A 16551-nucleotide genomic window follows, 5' to 3' on the forward strand; every position below is an offset into this window, starting at 1 on the left:
GTTTAAACGAAGTGGCGATCAAAGTCAGTGAATTGTTACTTAGCAGGACACCTGCGGGTTAAAATCGCGACAGGGCACATAAAACACAGAATTGTGGCGGTTCCAGTCGTCTATATCTATTAATCCGGACCGGGTTTGATAATGCCTGTCATCAGTGGGGCACTTAACCACATACAAACCTGCCTCACTTGCTTTGATCACCGGACGTGCCCCACAAGTTTTGCAAAGTTTGCAGTAAATAGATTTAGGTATGGTCAAATAGCCATTCATAACATTTTTTACGGGTAATATCCTGATGTTGTTACCTGTGTACTCTAATTTACAGCATAAAAGTGGATTATAATGGAAAGCATTTTATTCATTTAATTAAGTGTTGCTATTAGTCTTTATTGAAATGTGTTTGAGCATCGGTTTCTTTTATTATATTTAAAATCATTTAAACTTTATGCAACCAACCTTAGAACAATTAAGCATTACCTATAAAAACCTGCCTGATGATAAACTAACACGACTGGCGGTTACTGATGCAGCAAGCTTACGACCAGAAGCCCTTGAACTGCTAAAAGCCGAAATAAAAAGTCGTGGATTGGATGAGGGAATTACACGGGGTATAAATGTGCAGTTAAATAACATAGACGACACCCAACTCCATAACTACCTCTCCCTCATACGCAGCCAGGCCTGTCCCATTTGCGGTGGTACATCTCAACAGCTTAATGCGGCTTTGAGTGGTACCGTTATTAGTATTATTATATTCACACATTACAAAAAAGCGTTTTCCATCGGCTGCCCCGCCTGTTTAAAAAAGGTAAATCAAACGGCCAATTTAAAAACCGCGTTATTAGGTTGGTGGGGACTTCCATGGGGACTTATACGTACGCCTGAAGCATTAATAAAGAATATCAGAACCAGCAAACGTTTAAATACAAACGAACCCTCCGATATTTTAGTAGATTTTGTAAGAAACAACGCAGGTATTATTGAGAGCATTAAAAACAACGATCAGTCATTACAGGTTATGCTAACTAACGTGAACAACAAGCAGCATTACAATAAGTAAGCTGATCTCTAAACATGGAACACAGCCTATCTCCGTACAAACCCAGTAAAGCTGCAGCTATTTACAGCGCAGCAGTCGGGCTGGTAGTATGGTTTGCTTTGATATTGCAGATAAGCATCTCGATACCGGCTTATATGAAAGCAGATCATAGTTTGTTAGGCGCCATTATCCAATTACTGAGTTTTTTCACTATTCAAAGCAATATAATGGTTGGCGTTTGTTTGTGGGCCTTATCACTAAAACCATCAAACGTTCTTTACAGATTTTTTTCAAGAGGATATGTACTTGGGGGAATCTGCCTATACATTATAGTAGTTGGACTGGTTTATAATATTATACTGCGTAACCTATGGCATCCAACCGGCATGTTTAAATTAGCCGATGAGTTACTGCATTCTGTAAACCCTCTACTATTTGTGATTTACTGGCTGATCTTTATGCGGCAGGAGAAATTAAAATGGAGGCAGGCATTAAACTGGCTTTGGTTCCCGTTCCTGTATCTGGTATACACGCTTATCCGTGGAGCTATAACCCAGCTTTACCCCTATCCTTTTATTGATGCGGTTAAATTGGGATACGGTCAAATATGCATTAACTCACTCGTGTTATTGTTGGTCTTTTTAGTGCTTGGGCTATTACTCATCCTTATAACCCGCGTACTTAAACGCAACACCTGAATCAATACTCAGCAAAGTAACATCGGCGTGACTAATCATTGATATTCAAACTTTTATGCGATAAAAGTGTTGTACTTATAACGTTATTAAAACAAAAATATCATGAAAATTCAATTATCACGCCTCATAGCATTGCTTATATTGGCAGCTATGGGCTTTACAAGTTGTTCTGCTTCTTATCGCGAAAACAGAAGACACCGCCATGACGACCATGGGCACGAACATAATCAATACAGAAACTAAACAGCACATCCATAAAATAGGAAAGCCCTGCTGTTAAGCAGGGCTTTCCTATTTTATGGTGTATTAACTTTAAAAATTTATATTAAATATCGACGCTTAATCGTTCCACAAATAATTTTTATGTACCGATTTGGCGAGTTTATTTTGAATAAAGAAATCTTCTTTTTGTAAACACTCATTGGTGTGTATGTCTTCGTCAGCATTAATTTTTATTACGCTGCCGGCTACTTGTTCAACTATACTTGATAAAGTATGAACTTCGTTGTCTGGGATCTGAATTGTTAATATGGCCATAATAGTAGATGTTTGATGTTAATGATCGATATTCAAAAATATGCAATTGCTATTTAGGCAATGTTTAAAAAAAGTAAAATTAGAGCCATAATTTGATGACAATTTTACATTTTTTGCATTTTATAAACAAACGCACTATCAAAGGCATGTATTATGTCTGCCATGGCTTTGTTACGCTTCTTTAACAAATTTTAACAACAATACTACTCTTTACTCCTGGTAACCAACACCCAATCAACATAAACCTTAGCTTCGCCGGCCTTTATCTTATTAACGGTGTTTTCCGGGATCCCAAAATAGGGTTTGGCAACCTTGTTGTATCCTGCCGGGTATCCCCCACCCAGAGCGAAATTAAGGATGATGAATTTTTTATTATCATAAGCCCAACGCCCATATTTTTCGACCATAGGTTTGGTTACAGTATAAGTTACTTTACCATCAACTTTAAATATCAGGCTAGCTGGACTCCAGTCAACCGAGTAAACATGCCATTGGGTAACATCTGTGCCTGATTCAAAATGTGCCCGGTAAGCCAGTGGTGTATTACCAAAATAATTTGGTCCATGCAGGGCGTGGCTCACCCAGCTGGAATCGCCTATGGTTTCCATCATATCTATTTCACCGCAATCGGGCCATTTGCCATTTCCCAGAGCCCAGAATGCAGGCCATAACCCGGCGCCAGCGGTCATTTTCATCCGCGCTGAAGCGGTGCCATAGGTGAATTCCATTTTGCGCTGCGTATTGATACGGCCAGATATAAAATCATACTTTTTTTGCTCTTTGCTGGTAAAGCCGGGTTTATATATGGCTTTCAGCACCAAAGCACCGTTTACCGCACCCTCCGCATCCTTACCTTTTACCATATATATAGTGGCGGCAGAATCAACATAAGCCTGTTGCTCATCATTCACGGTATGGCCGGTAACTTCCACATTCCATTTGCTCCTGTCGAGGCTTTGTTCATTAAAATCCTCAAAAAATACGGTGTCAGTTTTGGGCTGTTGCGCATTGGTATGTAAGGCCATTAACAAACCTGCGGATAATAAATAATATAATTTCATTGTTACGTTTAATTGAGGCTAAGATAAGAATCAAGAGCCAAGAGTCAAGAAGCAAGACTTGGCCTAAAATAGTCAGTTAAAACCAAGGGTTAAGAGCCAGGAAAACACCCTTTGGTTTTGTCAATGTCATAATCCTAACCCTGATGTCCTGGTTCTTGACTCTTGTCTCTTGATTCTAATAACGATTCTTTTTTTAAATTGCACGCTAATACCCATTTATATGCACGGTAGCGGTTTTTTAAAAGTATTTCTTATTATTTCGGCCATCAGTTTATTGTTCGACTGGTATATTTTTTCCGGACTTAAAACATTAAGCGCCGATTGGTCATCGCAGCTGTGGCGTAACATTATGCTGTTTGGCTATCTGTTTATTTCTGTTGGGGTGGTTGCTTTGTTCCTGATCGGTTTTGGCAGTTTTAGCACGGCCAATGGTATGCGTCCCTTTCATGAGTGGATACTGAGTCTGTTCATTACGTTTTTCTTAACCAAACTTGTATTTGTTATTATTTTATCACTGGGAGATCTGGGCCGGTTTATTGTTGGCTTGTTTAACCTCGCCAGCCGCTCTGGTAACGAACCGGTATTCCCTGCCCGTCGCAAATTTATCAGCGAAGTAGCTGTATTAGTTGCCGCTATTCCCTTTACCTCCATGTTTTATGCCATGTTCAAGGGTAAATACGATTATAAACTACACCGCACTACCCTTTATTTTGATGATCTGCCGGATGCTTTTAATGGCTTTACAATAACTCAACTATCAGACATCCACTCAGGCAGTTTTGATAATACCGATGCTATGCAACGGGGAATTGATATGGCCAAGGCTCAAAAAAGCGACCTGTTTGTTTTTACCGGCGACCTGGTTAATAACGCCGCATTTGAAATTGAACCTTATATTGACCGCTTTAGCCAGATCAAAGCGCCTTATGGTCAATTCTCGATATTGGGCAACCACGATTATGGCGACTACATCCACTGGAACAGCGAACAGGAAAAGGCTGCTAATCTGGATAAATTAAAGCAACATCACCAAACATTAGGTTATCGCCTATTACAGGACGAAAATGTGACCATTGAAAAAGATGGTCAAAAAATATCGCTCATTGGCATACAAAACTGGGGGCGTGGTTTTATACAGATAGGCGATCTGAACAAAGCGCTGCAAGGTGTACCTAAAAACGCCTTTAAAATATTATTATCTCACGACCCAACCCACTGGGAAGAACAGGTACGTTACAACGAAACCAATATTCACTTAACGCTTTCAGGTCATACTCACGGTGCGCAATTTGGTGTTGAAATCCCGGGTTTTAGGTGGAGCCCTGTAAAATACCGTTACCTTGACTGGGCCGGCCTGGCGAATGAAAAAAAACGGTATCTGTACGTGAATCGAGGTTTTGGCTTCCTGGCATTTTCTGGTCGGCTGGGCATATGGCCGGAAATTACCGTTATTGAATTACGGAAAAAAGCATAAACAAGTTATTCAGGAAACTGTATTTTTTAACTCAGTTACAATGATCTCGTTGCCGTACAAATCATAACAATGAAAAAAACAATAAGCATCGGTATAAACCGGTTCAAGCTTTATTTTAACTTCATTTTTTAAAAGTTTTTGATATAAAGCATCTAACGCATTAGTGTACATTACAAAAGTTGGTTCACCGGCGGTTTGATTACCAACTCTTTGATGATTGTTACCCTCATTTTTCAAAAACCATATTCCTATGGCATCTGCAGTATCAAAACCAATATGCAAAAAACGTTGCCCTTCGGTTGTGGTATAATCAACCAGTACTTGGGCGTTAAAATTGTTTTGATAAAAGTTTAGCGCATCGTCAAAGTCGTTAACAAGAATAATAAGTCGTCCTATGTGATTCTTTATCTCCATCTGTTTACCGGTTTAGGTAATCAAATATATGTTAATTTAAAGCATAGTATACCATGTGGGATCATGATAGGGCATAATAAAACACCCCGTGAAAACACCGTGTTTCAACACGTAAAAATACGGTGTTTTCACGGATTGACCCATTGCTATAAATTTCGGAGTTTTAAAGCATTCAAACCCTGATATTATTTAACGATGCCCTTACAAATAACCGGAGTAAACAGCACGATTGGTGAGTATGATAATCCTTACCTGGCTATTAACTCATTAGTGTGGATCGACGACTACACACAAAATCGCGGAATTACTACAAGAGATGTGCTTTTTGACTGGATCAATGACAATGGTACAGCCTATGTTTTAGACGAAGAAGGGAATAAAGCCAAATTACTTACAGCAACTACTAAAAGTGGTTATAAGTATGTAAAAACGGCTTTTGACGAAACTAAACCCGACAAGTTGCTAAAACTATTGGCTACGAAATAGTAAATACCTTAACCTTATCGTACTTGCACCTGTCATAAAACAATGACGGGTGTTTGTTTTTTATAGGTGTATTGAAGTCAAAATCAATAGCCTATTTTCCCACTAAATTATCGCGATACAATACAGCAAGTTTCGGGTTTAAACGCTGCAGCCAACAACGTAGTTTTGGATAAATAAACAAACATTAATAGCCTGTTAAATTAATGTTTATCCAAATAAAAAGTCAGGTGTATTAAGCTTTTCGCTCCTTCCGGATTTAATAGTAGGTAAACGTTTAGCAGATTTTTCTCTGCATCATTATTGCTTCACAGGACATCATTCAGGCTTTGATGGTTAAAATATACGTTTAAACACCAAAAGTAGACTTTTGTCGAATTAAATTCATATTTTACTATTTTAATTGAATTTAATTCATTAATTATATAATATTACAGAATGATTAGCGAAACAGAAATCAACTTAGATAAAACCGACCTGCATATTTTACGACTGATGCAGGAAAACGCCCGAATATCAAACGCCGACATGGCCCGTGAACTGGGTATGGCGCCGTCGGGCGTGTTGGAGCGTGTAAAAAAGTTGGAGCAAAAAAATGTGATACAGCAGTATACTACCCGCATTAATCCGGTTGCACTGCAGCAAAAACTACTGGCCTTTATATTTATGAAGGCTGCTGACGGACCAGGTTACAGCACCGCAACGCTGGAGCTTGCCAAAATCCCCGAAGTACAGGAAGTGCACCACGTAGCCGGCGAAGATTGTTACCTGGTAAAAGTACGCACCTATGACTCAGCCTCATTGATGAGTATTATGCGTAACCAGTTTAGTAAAATACCCAACATCATTAGTACCCGTACTACTATAGTGCTGGAAACGGTTAAAGAAGAACAACAATTAGTTATACCCGAAAAATAAATATCATCATGGCCTTAACACCTCAAAAATCCGCATCACCATTAATGGTTATCATCGCCTTCGCAACAGTTTATATTGTTTGGGGATCGACGTACTTTTTTATAAAAATGGCTGTCGATGGGTTCCCACCAATGCTGTTGGGCGCCCTTCGTTTTCTTACTGCCGGTATTTTGTTATTAACCTGGTGTAAAATTAAAGGAGAGCAGATCTTTATAAAACGCAATATTATTCATGCCGCTGTTACCGGCTTTTTACTACTGGTGATAGGTAACGGTGCCGTAATTTGGGTTGAGCAAACACTTCCCAGCGCTATGGTGGCCATCATGGTATCATCGGCCCCTATTTGGTTTGTATTATTTGATAAACAAAACTGGCGTGTAAATTTCAAAAGCACATCTACCATTGTTGGCTTAGTTATAGGCTTTGCCGGTGTTGTGTTGCTGTTTAGCGAACAAATACGAGGCTTATTTGATTCGTCGGTGGGCCTTTCAAAACTGCCGGGGATGTTGCTGTTACTCATCGGAGCAATGTCATGGGCATCAGGATCTTTATACTCTAAATACAATAACACGCAGGGCTCTGCCTCAGTAAATACAGCCTGGCAGATGCTGGCCGCAGGCTTTATATTTTTACCATCGAGCTTTTTTAACCACGAAGTGCAAAACCTGCAATGGCAAAACATCCCAACCCATAGCTGGTTAGCCTTACTTTACCTGATAATTTTTGGCTCCATAGCTGCATTTAGCGCTTATGTGTGGCTTTTACAGGTTCGTCCGGCAACACAGGTGAGTACCTATGCCTATGTAAACCCGGTTATAGCGGTTATACTGGGCGTGCTGTTTGCGCATGAAAGCATTACGCTTTTACAAGTGGGTGGCCTGGTGATCATTTTAGGCAGTGTACTGCTCATTAACTTAAGCAAATACCGCAAAGAGAAACATGCTAAAATGGAACTTGCATAAGCCGAGAGTCAAGAACCGAGAGTCAAGAATCAAGAAAAAACATTTGGGTAATATAAGTAAAGTACCTAATCTTGATTCTTGACTCTAAGAATCTTGCTTCTATCTTACCCCTCCCATTTTCCAAACTCAAAGTATTTATTGATGTTGATACTGATTTTAGTACCCTTGGGATATTTACCCCTGTCATGATTGGTTACACGAAGAATAACTTCTTCGCGTTCAATGATCAGCTCTTCATAAAAGCCTTTGAACAATACCTGCGTTACCAGCCACTTATTGCCTAAAACACCAATTTTGATATGTTCGGCATATATAACCACTACGCCGCGCCTGCTTTTAATACCACAAACTTTAGCCTGGGTAGATGTAAGCTGACTACAGCTGGCCAGTATTTGCGAAGTATATAACAGCTTAGGCGAATGATATAATTGCTCCGGGCTTCCGTTTTCAACGATCTCCCCCTCTTTCAGTACTATCAATTCATCAGCCATCGACAGGATCTCTGCGGGGTCATGTGATACCAACACTACGGTAACTCCCCATGCCTGTACAATATAACGGATATCATGCTGCAGACCCTCACGATAGGTAGCGTCAACCTGGTTAAAGGGCTCATCCAACAACAATACTTCCGGGCGACTGATGAGGGCTTTGGCAATGGTTACCCGTTGTTTTTCGCCGCCGCTTAATTTACCAAAAGGCTGTTCCTTCAACTGATAAATATGCAGCATATTCAAGGCCTCGGTTACTTTTTGTATGGTAAGGCTTTTATCTTCCTCCTGAAGCCCGGCACCTACCGTATCCCAAACAGATAATTGCGTATCCATATCGCTTCCGTTTTGGGTAACCAGGCGCATTACTTTATGAGCGTGCTGCAATCCATTATCCCGGCTTAAAACCTGCTCCTCCTTAAAAAACACCTCACCATGATCGGGCTGCAGATGACCATATAACAAATTGAGCAGTGTAGTTTTACCACTCCCGCTTTCGCCTACAATGGCGGTAATTTTACCCTTAGGTATAAATATGGTTATATTGTTAACACCGGAAGATTTATCGCCAAAAAAGTTTTTGGTTACCGATATGGTTTCCAGTATCAGGTCGTCGTTCATTTTACAGGGGCATTTTAATTAGTTAATCAACTCTTATACAGACAAATATATCACCATGAATAAAGTACCTAATCTATAAAAAAGTTCAGGATCAAAAAATGCAGATATGGGTATATTTTAAAATGAATAGCAAACAAATACAGATTGTATTTTATTGTTATGATATATTCATTTAACTATCAGTTATGAACAAAATTATTGGAGTAGTGCTCATTGTTGTGGGCATCATTATGCTCGTTTGGACAGGTTTTACCTATACCAAAAAAGAAAAGATCATTGACGCGGGCCCGGTACAAATATCGGCCGACAGGCAAAAAACTGTAAACTGGCCGCCTTATCTGGGTGGCATATTACTCATTGGAGGTATAGTGATCGTAGCTACATCAAAAAATAAATGATCAATTGTCATTAGCTTTTAATACGCTGACATCTTTTTTAGCCAACAATTGTTGATAGTTGATGAGCCTGAACTTTTTACCGATCATAGCTTTAAATTCCGGTGATAGCAAAGCGTTCAATTCGGTTTGGCGATGCAGGCTGGTTAATGGTTTACCTTCTTTGCTGTTCATCATATTACTATTCATATCTACCAGCACATCCATCTCGGGGCTCGGTGTAGCCGTGTGCAATACCATGAGGTTAGGTCGATTGGGATCAAGCTGGGTATCAAGATAATTCAAAAATGCAGACTTTTTAGTAGCGATCGGTTCGCCCCACATTTCTTTGTAGGTTTCGCCAAAATAATTCACCTTACTAAGTATGGATATGCCCAATTTATATTTACGGGCCAGCTTCTCGGTCAATGCGCGCAACTCAGGTGTTGAAAGCGCTATGCCCATATGCGGATCGATATAACTTATTTTTAAGCCAGACGACAAAGCCCGCTCAATTTGAGCTGAAAGTTCCTGTTCTATCTCACTTATTTTATAACCGCTTTTAGCAAATGCACGGGTTGATTGTGGAAAGTAACCATTGCTATCGACCAAGCTGGGTACTGCTGTACGGCCCAGCACAGGTCCCCAGCGATAATTTTTCCACTCGGATGTTAGGGTTAGGTGCACACCAACACTTACATTGGGATATTTTTTAAGGATCGCCACCGCCTCCTGATACCAGGGACAGGCAAATTGCAACGAAACCGAAACCGGCATTCCTGTTTTAGCTACTGCTTCGGCAGCCATATTTACAGAATGGTTCATACCGATATCATCTAAACGGATGAGCAGCTCGGGAAGTTTACCAGATGTTTGTTGTGCCCGGACCATGGAGGCCCCTAAAAACAGCACGAAACAAAGAGTGGTTATCTTTTTCATATAAGCAGATTGAATGATAGTGGATCAGCAGATGTTAAGATAGAAATTTAATAACAAAAAGGGCCGGCTATTAAACAACCGTCCCCCTGTTTATCAAATTTTTACGTGATGTATTCTTATTCCAGCAACAACGCGTCCTCATCATCGGTTAAGCTCAGTTGTATAGAATCGCTGCCCGCTATACCTTCTACACTACCCTTGATATGCGCGGCATTCAGCAATACTTTATCCAGTTGTTTCTCGCGCGATTTCCACATCTTTTCCATGGCATCACGTTCCTTTTGTATGGACAGGCGCATGCTCATATATCCTTCGCGGATGGCTTTCCATTGTTCAGAAAATTCGCTGCTGGTTAAATAGTCATACAACAAATGCATTTTATCGCCTTTGTTGTCCTGCGACCGGGCCTGGTTTGATAGTTTGATCACCCCATCGCGCAGGATGTAGGATACCGCTTTTACTTCATCAAAGCTACAGATCCAAACTCCATCCTTTTCGCCAAAGCAATCCATTCCTTTCGGATAACATTGCGTAACAATAACGGCTACATCTACGCCTACACTGCGCATATCTTTCTTTAACTTTTCGATCCAATCGGTGCCGAAGGTAGCTGTACGCTTACTTTCATAAATGATCTTCCCGCACTCCTGTCCAAACTGGTTGCGTACGGTTTGGATACAATCCGCCCCACGCACACCTTTGCCTACCTCGCTGATCAAATCGAAAGGGAAATAATTACGCAGCAATTCTTCCAATATCAGTTCCTGGGCCTCACCCTGTAATTGCATGGAGCCTTGCTCGGCTTTGCGTTTCATCTCTTCGGCCAGCTTTTTCTGATCGTCAAGCTGTTTTTCAAGCTCCTTTACTTTGAGCTGGTATTCGGTATCTTTTATACTATGGCGTTCGCTTTCCTGCTTCCTGATCTGCTCGCTCAACTCGTTACGCTGCTCCTGCAATTTGCGTTGCAGCGCCAGTTCCATTTCTTCTTCTTTTTGTTGCAGTTGTTTTTCGCGCTGCAAAAACTCCAATTCTTTCTGGCGGGATAGTTTTAGCTTTTCTTCGGCTTCCAGCGCTGATGTTTTGAGCATTGTCACCTCGTTCTCATAATCCTGGCTGATGGATTTACGCAAATTTTGCTCCATAGCCAATTGCAATTGTTTTTTTTCGTCGGTAAGCCGTTGTTCAAAAACCTCCTTTTGCTGGCGCTCTTTGGTTAAAAAATCCTCATCCTTTTTACGGTACTCCTCTTCTTTTTGGCGGGTATAATCCTGCATTTTAAGCCGAAGCTCCTTCTTATACTCCTCTGCCATCACTTCCTCTATCGGGAAACCAAAACCACAACTGGGGCACTTAACTTCTGTAGCCATATGATAAATACTGCGAAAAATAGTTCTGCAGATCAAAGATAATGATTTTACTTAGGCATGAGATAACACAAAACAGTGCGGTTGCAGTTATCAATTATATTGTCGAAATTTAAACGATGCAAATTTTACAAATAGGTAAGGCGATGTGGAGCTATGATCATGAAATTGCAGCATGCACATTAATTGACGCGGCTGGAGGGCTTTTTTCGCTTACTCCGCCCCCTCATCATCGCGAAGGGGAAATTATATTAACCTCCGGCACCCTGGTGATTGATGGTTATAACTATTTAAATATCCCTTTAAACCAATTGGAACAGGTTTACCTGGGGTTTGACGAAGTATACAAACGTTCGCTCATCAAAAATAATGGTACGTTTTGGCAGCCTCTAAGGCTCCGCTACAAAGTTGCCGATGGGCACAATACGATATACCTCATGATCGACAACGGCTTTTTCGGCACCAAAAACCAGCTTTGGTTTGATACCCTGAAACAACTCCTAGCCGACGATTAAGACAATTATTAGTAAAAACAAACGGCGTACCCACTTATATGAGCACGCCGTTGCGTTAATATCTGTTGATTAAGATTATTTAGCTTTAGCGAATTCGCCGTTAGCTTTAATAGTTACTTCGTCGCTTAACATAGCCGCGCCAAATTTACTACCAAAATTAAAATCAGAACGTTTGATAACACCGGTTAACTGGAAACCTGCATCATCAGCCTTGCTCATTGGGTTGGTAATAGTACCACGGTACCATAAATCAAATGTAACCGGTTTAGTAACACCTACTAAAGTAAGGTTGCCCTTTACCGCATAATGTTTATCAGATGTTTTGGTGATACCTGTACTGGTGAAAGTAATGGTTGGTTTATTGGCAACGTCAAAAAAATCGGCACTTGAAAGGTGCTTATCGCGATTCTCATTTTCGGTACTTAAAGAAGCTGTTTGTACAGAAAAGGTAACTTTAGCATCGCTAAAATCCGGTTTTGCTGCGATTATAGCTGCATCAAAGTTTTTAAAAGTACCGTCAACGTCATTTACCAATAAGTGAGTTACTGTAAACTTAACGTTTGAGTGGTTTTTGTCAGCAGTCCAGGTTGTTTGTGCCGATGCAGCCGTATACAAAAATGCTGAGGCTAACAGGATAAAGATCTTTTTCATTGTGTTAATTTTTTTTAATTTCTTTTGTTTATGCGCCAAAAGTATATATTTGAAATCGATCTTTTTTAAAATAAATGTTTAAACATCTTTTTATTGAAATTTAATGACAAATCTCTACTATTTTAGTGGGCTTTATGTCGGTACATATCAATAACAAAGATACTTACCCCGATTGAGATACCTCTATTGCTCGTCGGGTAAATGGTCATCAATGGCCATTCCAATCTGCTCAAGCGGTATAATCGCCGATAGTGGTTCATGCTTGATATAAACCCAATTACCGGCATCTGTTTTGCCGATGGTATAATTAATGTTTTTATTATAAACATCGAATAACCTGGGGAATGCCGAATGAAGGCTCACCTGATAATCTACATTATTGATGGTTATTACAAAAGATTCCAAGCTATTTGAACTTGACGTTATGCTAAGTTAACATTTTAAAAAGCTTTGGTAAAAATTAATCTAGGTGATTAATGCACAGATCAAAACGCATCACCATGTGCATAAAACGATAATAAAATTTGCCCTTTGTGAAAACTTTTTAAAACCAACAATGTTACGTTTTCAATAATTAATTAAAAAACGCAAAATTTGTAAACTTAAAGAGTTACTATGAACATTAAGAGTTATTATACAAAAGCAGCCATGCTGGTTGTTTCATTAGGATTGATCACAGCTATACAATCATGTACTAAAAAGAGCGAACTTCCTGATGCCACAGAAGATGTAAACCTGCATGGTGCATGGAAAAGGGTCATACACCGTGCCCCACTGGGTGATAGTGTTCAAACAATTGCTTTTTATGAAGGTCAGTTTTCAACTTTGCAAACCGATGTTTATGCAACTCTTGTAGCAACAAGTCCAACCAGCACGTTTTATAGAGCAACGTATAATACCGATGGCACTTTAATCTATGTTAACTTAACCCAAAAATCAAATTCAGCAGATCCCAATAGCAGCGGTACTCCTATAAGCCAGCTCTTGTTTGATAAGGTACCGTACAAAATAAACAGTACCTTGGATACGCTTACAGTTACTTCCGGAGGTACCTTGAAGTATGTCAAACTTAAACAGTAAATTAAATCTTTAACAAGAAAGCCGGGCCTTTATGGCCCGGCTTTCTTGTTAAAGTAATAATTAAATACAACTATCTTCCTTCCAGATTATCACGATATTGTTTCAGGGCCCTTAAAATCGATCGGGCTATTTCATTTTGACCAGTATTGGAATTAAGGTATTCCTCATCGGCAGTATTATTAATAAAACCGGTTTCCACTAATACCGCGGGCATGCCACTTTGTGCTAATACCAATACCCCCTGTTCCTTTACGCCATGAGTGTGCCGGCCATCTGTTTTTTTAAATTCCCGATCAACCAGGTCGCCAAATTGAATACTTTGCTTGCGATACTTTTGCTGAAAAGCATTCAATACAATTGTATTTACAACCGCATCACTGCCATAGCCATTATACTTATCCTTATAATCCTTCTCAATATAAATAGAGGCATTTTCGCGCAAGGCCTCCCGTTGTTCTTGACTCCGGTGAAAACCATAAACCAGCAACAAGGGCCCCCGCTCTGTACTATGCTTTTGAGGCGACGAGTTACAATGTATAGATATAAACAGGTTACCATGATTATCATTAGCTATATCCGCACGCTTATGCAACTCAATAAAAACATCAGTACTTCGGGTCATGACCACCTTAACGCCGCTCATTTCGTCATTAATAAGGTCACGCAGTTTCTTAGCAATACTAAGAGCTATGCTTTTTTCTTTTGAATAAGAGCCATGTGCTCCCGGATCTTTACCACCATGGCCAGCATCAACAATTACGGTTTTAAATTTAAAAGTGCTTCTGCTAGTAACATCTTGCTGCGCAAAAGAGGCGCTGACGGTAAGTAAGCCAGGTATAAAAAAAAGAAGAAAAGCTATATAATTACTTTTTAGGCAAATGGCAGGCATGAAATATATTGGTATAGGTGGTAAAACATTTCTATCTAATTACATTTAGTAGGATATTGTTTTACGCGTATAGTTTAAAAGTATTTAAATTAATATTGCAAAGGTAATATTACTTAACGTGTTAGCACAGTTTTTTATATTTTCAGCAATTATATATTCAAAGTAATTATACATTTATACCGTCGGCACACCCAATTTATCTGCAGACTACATCCTTGATTGTTAACCTTTATGAAAATTCAAAAATCACTTTATCTATTATTTGCCGGCTTATTATGGATATTTTCCGAATGTAGCGCTCAAGTAAAAACGCCATATGGTGATAATGCTGCTGTGGGTAAATACTATAATGTACGGGGCATAAAGCTGTACACCGAAGTTTATGGCGCCGGCAAACCATTACTTTTGATACATGGCAACGGAGGCAGTATGGGCAATTTTGCTAATACTATCCCTTACTTTGCGAAGAAATATAAAGTTATTGCTGTTGACAGTCGGGCACATGGTAAATCAAAAGATGATCGCGATTCTTTGAGTTTTGAAATGATGGCTGATGACTTTGCCGGTTTACTTGACGCTATGCATATCGATTCGGCCTACGTGATTGGTTGGAGCGATGGCGGTATTAATGCGCTTGAACTGGCCATGCGCCATCCGGATAAAGTGATCAAGTTGGCATCAACGGGCGCCAATTTATGGCCCGATTCAACAGGGCTTATCCCCTCCTACTGGAAACAGGAACAAAAGGATTATGAAGCCAAAAAGAATACGGTATTTAAAACAGCAAAAGAAAAAAACGACTGGAAGATATTTCTGCTCGATTGGTTTCAGCCCAATATCAAGCTTTCGGCCTTAAAAACCATCAAATGTCCTTCATTGATTATAGGTGGCGATCATGACCTGATCCCTACGCAGCACACGGTGCTTATTTCGCAAAACATCCCCAATGCTTATTTATGGATAGTGCCTAACTCCGGCCATGGCACACTGATTGAGCACAGAGACGAGTTCAACAAAAAAGTTGACGAGTTTTTTACAGCCCCTTTTAATAAACGATGAGCCTTCAATTTTACATTTAGAATTTGTAGGTAAGTGAAGCCAACCCGGTTACTGAGGTATAAAATGTTCCTCCGTTGTCGTTTGATTTTTTTAGTGGCGCATAAAAGTTATAGGTCGACTCTATACTTACGCCGATGCGGTCACTAAGCGTAAAAATCAACCCTAAACGGGGAGCCATGTAAAAACACTTACGCACAGGCGTAACTATTGTTTCCCCCTGATCGCTATTGGGATCAAAAATCAGATAGGAATAATCTGTATAATAACCACCAAGATTAGCGCCTCCGTAAAGCCTTGCCCCATCTGACACATTAATATTATAAACGATGCTGGCGTAACCTGAAAACACTCTATAGGGTGAAAAAACGGCTATTGGCCCTTGCTCCAGAGTGCCATTACCTTGCTCGTTCCCAATTTCGATGGCTACCTTCTCTGAGTTAAAAGCATCTTTCGGCTGATATTCATGAAAACCCACGTTAAGGCTTATGGTAAACTTATCCATAAAACGCGCCACGCCTAAATTAAACGCGGCAGCAGGTTTATAAATATCCTTGAAATAATTCTGTGGGGCATCAATACCGACACCAAATGTGATACCATAACCAGAATCAAAAAAATCACCGCCGCTCCCACCGCTTCCGCCACCGCCCCAGGTCAACGCTTCGTGCGATCGGTGCTGCCCCATGGCTGTACCCAAAAAGCATGTAAACATTAAAATTAAAACTGCTTTTAAACAGCGGGTGGCTTTAAACGGATACGCGTTAAAGTGCATAAAACCAGGGTTGCAAGGGTTAAATTGATCAAGGTTCATTTACAGTAAAAATATGAAAAAACCTCAATTCATCACTACAAGTAAAAATATTACATCATTTAACCGTAGCAACAAAAAATAAAGCCCGGCTTAAATATGCCGGGCATAAGGGTATTAAATAGGATAGGTTTATAATTGGCTTATATTATATATCTCAAAACATAGTTAACC

21 protein-coding genes are annotated in these 16551 nt (G+C 39.9%); 10 read left to right on the forward strand and 11 right to left on the reverse strand.

The genetic code is table 11. The annotated features are described in order from the left end of the window. Positions 1-39 precede the first annotated feature (39 nt). Positions 40-270 (reverse strand): hypothetical protein, encoded by a 231-nt coding sequence (locus AC57BQ_RS13105; RefSeq protein WP_496406699.1) that lies wholly within the window; start codon positions 268-270, stop codon positions 40-42. A 175-nt stretch (positions 271-445) separates the two neighbouring features. Between AC57BQ_RS13105 and AC57BQ_RS13110 the strand changes: the two genes are divergently transcribed. Both AC57BQ_RS13110 and AC57BQ_RS13115 read left to right on the forward strand, forming a co-directional pair. Next, positions 446-1060 (forward strand): hypothetical protein, encoded by a 615-nt coding sequence (locus tag AC57BQ_RS13110; RefSeq protein ID WP_496406700.1) that lies wholly within the window; start codon positions 446-448, stop codon positions 1058-1060. A gap of 14 nt (positions 1061-1074) precedes the next feature. Continuing rightward, positions 1075-1737, forward strand: coding sequence for a Pr6Pr family membrane protein (locus AC57BQ_RS13115; protein WP_496406701.1), 663 nt, complete (start codon positions 1075-1077; stop codon positions 1735-1737). 339 nt (positions 1738-2076) lie between these two features. Here AC57BQ_RS13115 and AC57BQ_RS13120 read toward each other — a convergent pair whose 3' ends face one another. After that, a complete protein-coding gene (locus tag AC57BQ_RS13120; protein ID WP_090466280.1) occupies positions 2077-2274 on the reverse strand; it encodes a hypothetical protein in 198 nt (65 codons plus the stop codon). Between the two features lie 203 nt (positions 2275-2477). Continuing rightward, positions 2478-3335 (reverse strand): glycoside hydrolase family 16 protein, encoded by an 858-nt coding sequence (locus AC57BQ_RS13125; protein WP_496406702.1) that lies wholly within the window; start codon positions 3333-3335, stop codon positions 2478-2480. 220 nt (positions 3336-3555) lie between these two features. On the opposite strand from AC57BQ_RS13125, the gene AC57BQ_RS13130 reads away from it, so the two are divergent. Next, positions 3556-4809, forward strand: coding sequence for a metallophosphoesterase (locus AC57BQ_RS13130; RefSeq protein ID WP_496406703.1), 1254 nt, complete (start codon positions 3556-3558; stop codon positions 4807-4809). Positions 4810-4818: 9 nt separating this feature from the next. Here the strand turns inward: AC57BQ_RS13130 and AC57BQ_RS13135 are convergent, their stop codons facing one another. Further along, positions 4819-5223, reverse strand: a complete 405-nt coding sequence (locus tag AC57BQ_RS13135) for a VOC family protein (RefSeq protein ID WP_496406704.1) — start codon at positions 5221-5223, stop codon at positions 4819-4821. Positions 5224-5418: 195 nt separating this feature from the next. Here AC57BQ_RS13135 and AC57BQ_RS13140 point away from each other — a divergent pair, with 195 nt between their 5' ends. The 3 genes from AC57BQ_RS13140 to AC57BQ_RS13150 all read left to right on the forward strand — a co-directional run bounded on the left by AC57BQ_RS13140 (position 5419) and on the right by AC57BQ_RS13150 (position 7586). Beyond that, entirely contained in the window at positions 5419-5709 is a 291-nt protein-coding gene (locus AC57BQ_RS13140) for a DUF3892 domain-containing protein (RefSeq protein WP_090466287.1), read from the forward strand. A 435-nt stretch (positions 5710-6144) separates the two neighbouring features. After that, positions 6145-6624: an Lrp/AsnC family transcriptional regulator gene (locus AC57BQ_RS13145; protein ID WP_496406705.1), complete on the forward strand. Its 480-nt coding sequence runs from the start codon at positions 6145-6147 to the stop codon at positions 6622-6624. A gap of 8 nt (positions 6625-6632) precedes the next feature. Beyond that, a complete protein-coding gene (locus AC57BQ_RS13150; RefSeq protein WP_496406706.1) occupies positions 6633-7586 on the forward strand; it encodes an EamA family transporter in 954 nt (317 codons plus the stop codon). Between the two features lie 104 nt (positions 7587-7690). Here AC57BQ_RS13150 and AC57BQ_RS13155 read toward each other — a convergent pair whose 3' ends face one another. After that, positions 7691-8698, reverse strand: coding sequence for an ABC transporter ATP-binding protein (locus AC57BQ_RS13155; protein WP_496406707.1), 1008 nt, complete (start codon positions 8696-8698; stop codon positions 7691-7693). 185 nt (positions 8699-8883) lie between these two features. Between AC57BQ_RS13155 and AC57BQ_RS13160 the strand changes: the two genes are divergently transcribed. Continuing rightward, positions 8884-9096: a hypothetical protein gene (locus tag AC57BQ_RS13160; RefSeq protein WP_496406708.1), complete on the forward strand. Its 213-nt coding sequence runs from the start codon at positions 8884-8886 to the stop codon at positions 9094-9096. Here the strand turns inward: AC57BQ_RS13160 and AC57BQ_RS13165 are convergent, their stop codons facing one another. Together AC57BQ_RS13165 and AC57BQ_RS13170 are read right to left on the reverse strand one after the other, a co-directional pair. Then, positions 9097-10011 (reverse strand): ChbG/HpnK family deacetylase, encoded by a 915-nt coding sequence (locus tag AC57BQ_RS13165; RefSeq protein WP_496406709.1) that lies wholly within the window; start codon positions 10009-10011, stop codon positions 9097-9099. A 116-nt stretch (positions 10012-10127) separates the two neighbouring features. Then, positions 10128-11378 carry a DUF2130 domain-containing protein gene (locus AC57BQ_RS13170; RefSeq protein ID WP_496406710.1) on the reverse strand — a complete coding sequence of 417 codons (1251 nt, stop codon included), beginning with the start codon at positions 11376-11378 and terminating at the stop codon, positions 10128-10130. A gap of 116 nt (positions 11379-11494) precedes the next feature. Here AC57BQ_RS13170 and AC57BQ_RS13175 point away from each other — a divergent pair, with 116 nt between their 5' ends. Then, complete coding sequence (locus tag AC57BQ_RS13175; protein WP_496406711.1) at positions 11495-11890, forward strand: hypothetical protein; 396 nt, start codon at positions 11495-11497, stop codon at positions 11888-11890. Between the two features lie 75 nt (positions 11891-11965). On the opposite strand, the gene AC57BQ_RS13180 is transcribed toward AC57BQ_RS13175, so the two are convergent. Then, positions 11966-12541: a YceI family protein gene (locus tag AC57BQ_RS13180; protein WP_496406712.1), complete on the reverse strand. Its 576-nt coding sequence runs from the start codon at positions 12539-12541 to the stop codon at positions 11966-11968. 183 nt (positions 12542-12724) lie between these two features. Continuing rightward, a complete protein-coding gene (locus AC57BQ_RS13185; protein ID WP_496406713.1) occupies positions 12725-12946 on the reverse strand; it encodes a hypothetical protein in 222 nt (73 codons plus the stop codon). Positions 12947-13156: 210 nt separating this feature from the next. On the opposite strand from AC57BQ_RS13185, the gene AC57BQ_RS13190 reads away from it, so the two are divergent. Continuing rightward, positions 13157-13621 (forward strand): hypothetical protein, encoded by a 465-nt coding sequence (locus tag AC57BQ_RS13190; RefSeq protein WP_496406714.1) that lies wholly within the window; start codon positions 13157-13159, stop codon positions 13619-13621. A gap of 70 nt (positions 13622-13691) precedes the next feature. Here AC57BQ_RS13190 and AC57BQ_RS13195 read toward each other — a convergent pair whose 3' ends face one another. Continuing rightward, entirely contained in the window at positions 13692-14510 is an 819-nt protein-coding gene (locus tag AC57BQ_RS13195; protein WP_496406715.1) for an N-acetylmuramoyl-L-alanine amidase family protein, read from the reverse strand. Positions 14511-14741: 231 nt separating this feature from the next. On the opposite strand from AC57BQ_RS13195, the gene AC57BQ_RS13200 reads away from it, so the two are divergent. Next, on the forward strand, positions 14742-15569 hold the full coding sequence (locus AC57BQ_RS13200; RefSeq protein WP_496406716.1) for an alpha/beta fold hydrolase: 828 nt from the start codon (positions 14742-14744) through the stop codon (positions 15567-15569). A gap of 16 nt (positions 15570-15585) precedes the next feature. Here the strand turns inward: AC57BQ_RS13200 and AC57BQ_RS13205 are convergent, their stop codons facing one another. Then, positions 15586-16281, reverse strand: a complete 696-nt coding sequence (locus tag AC57BQ_RS13205; protein WP_496406717.1) for a hypothetical protein — start codon at positions 16279-16281, stop codon at positions 15586-15588. Between the last annotated feature and the right edge of the window lie 270 nt (positions 16282-16551).

The organism is Mucilaginibacter sp. BGA-UO-ETr-C110, assembly GCF_059567985.1.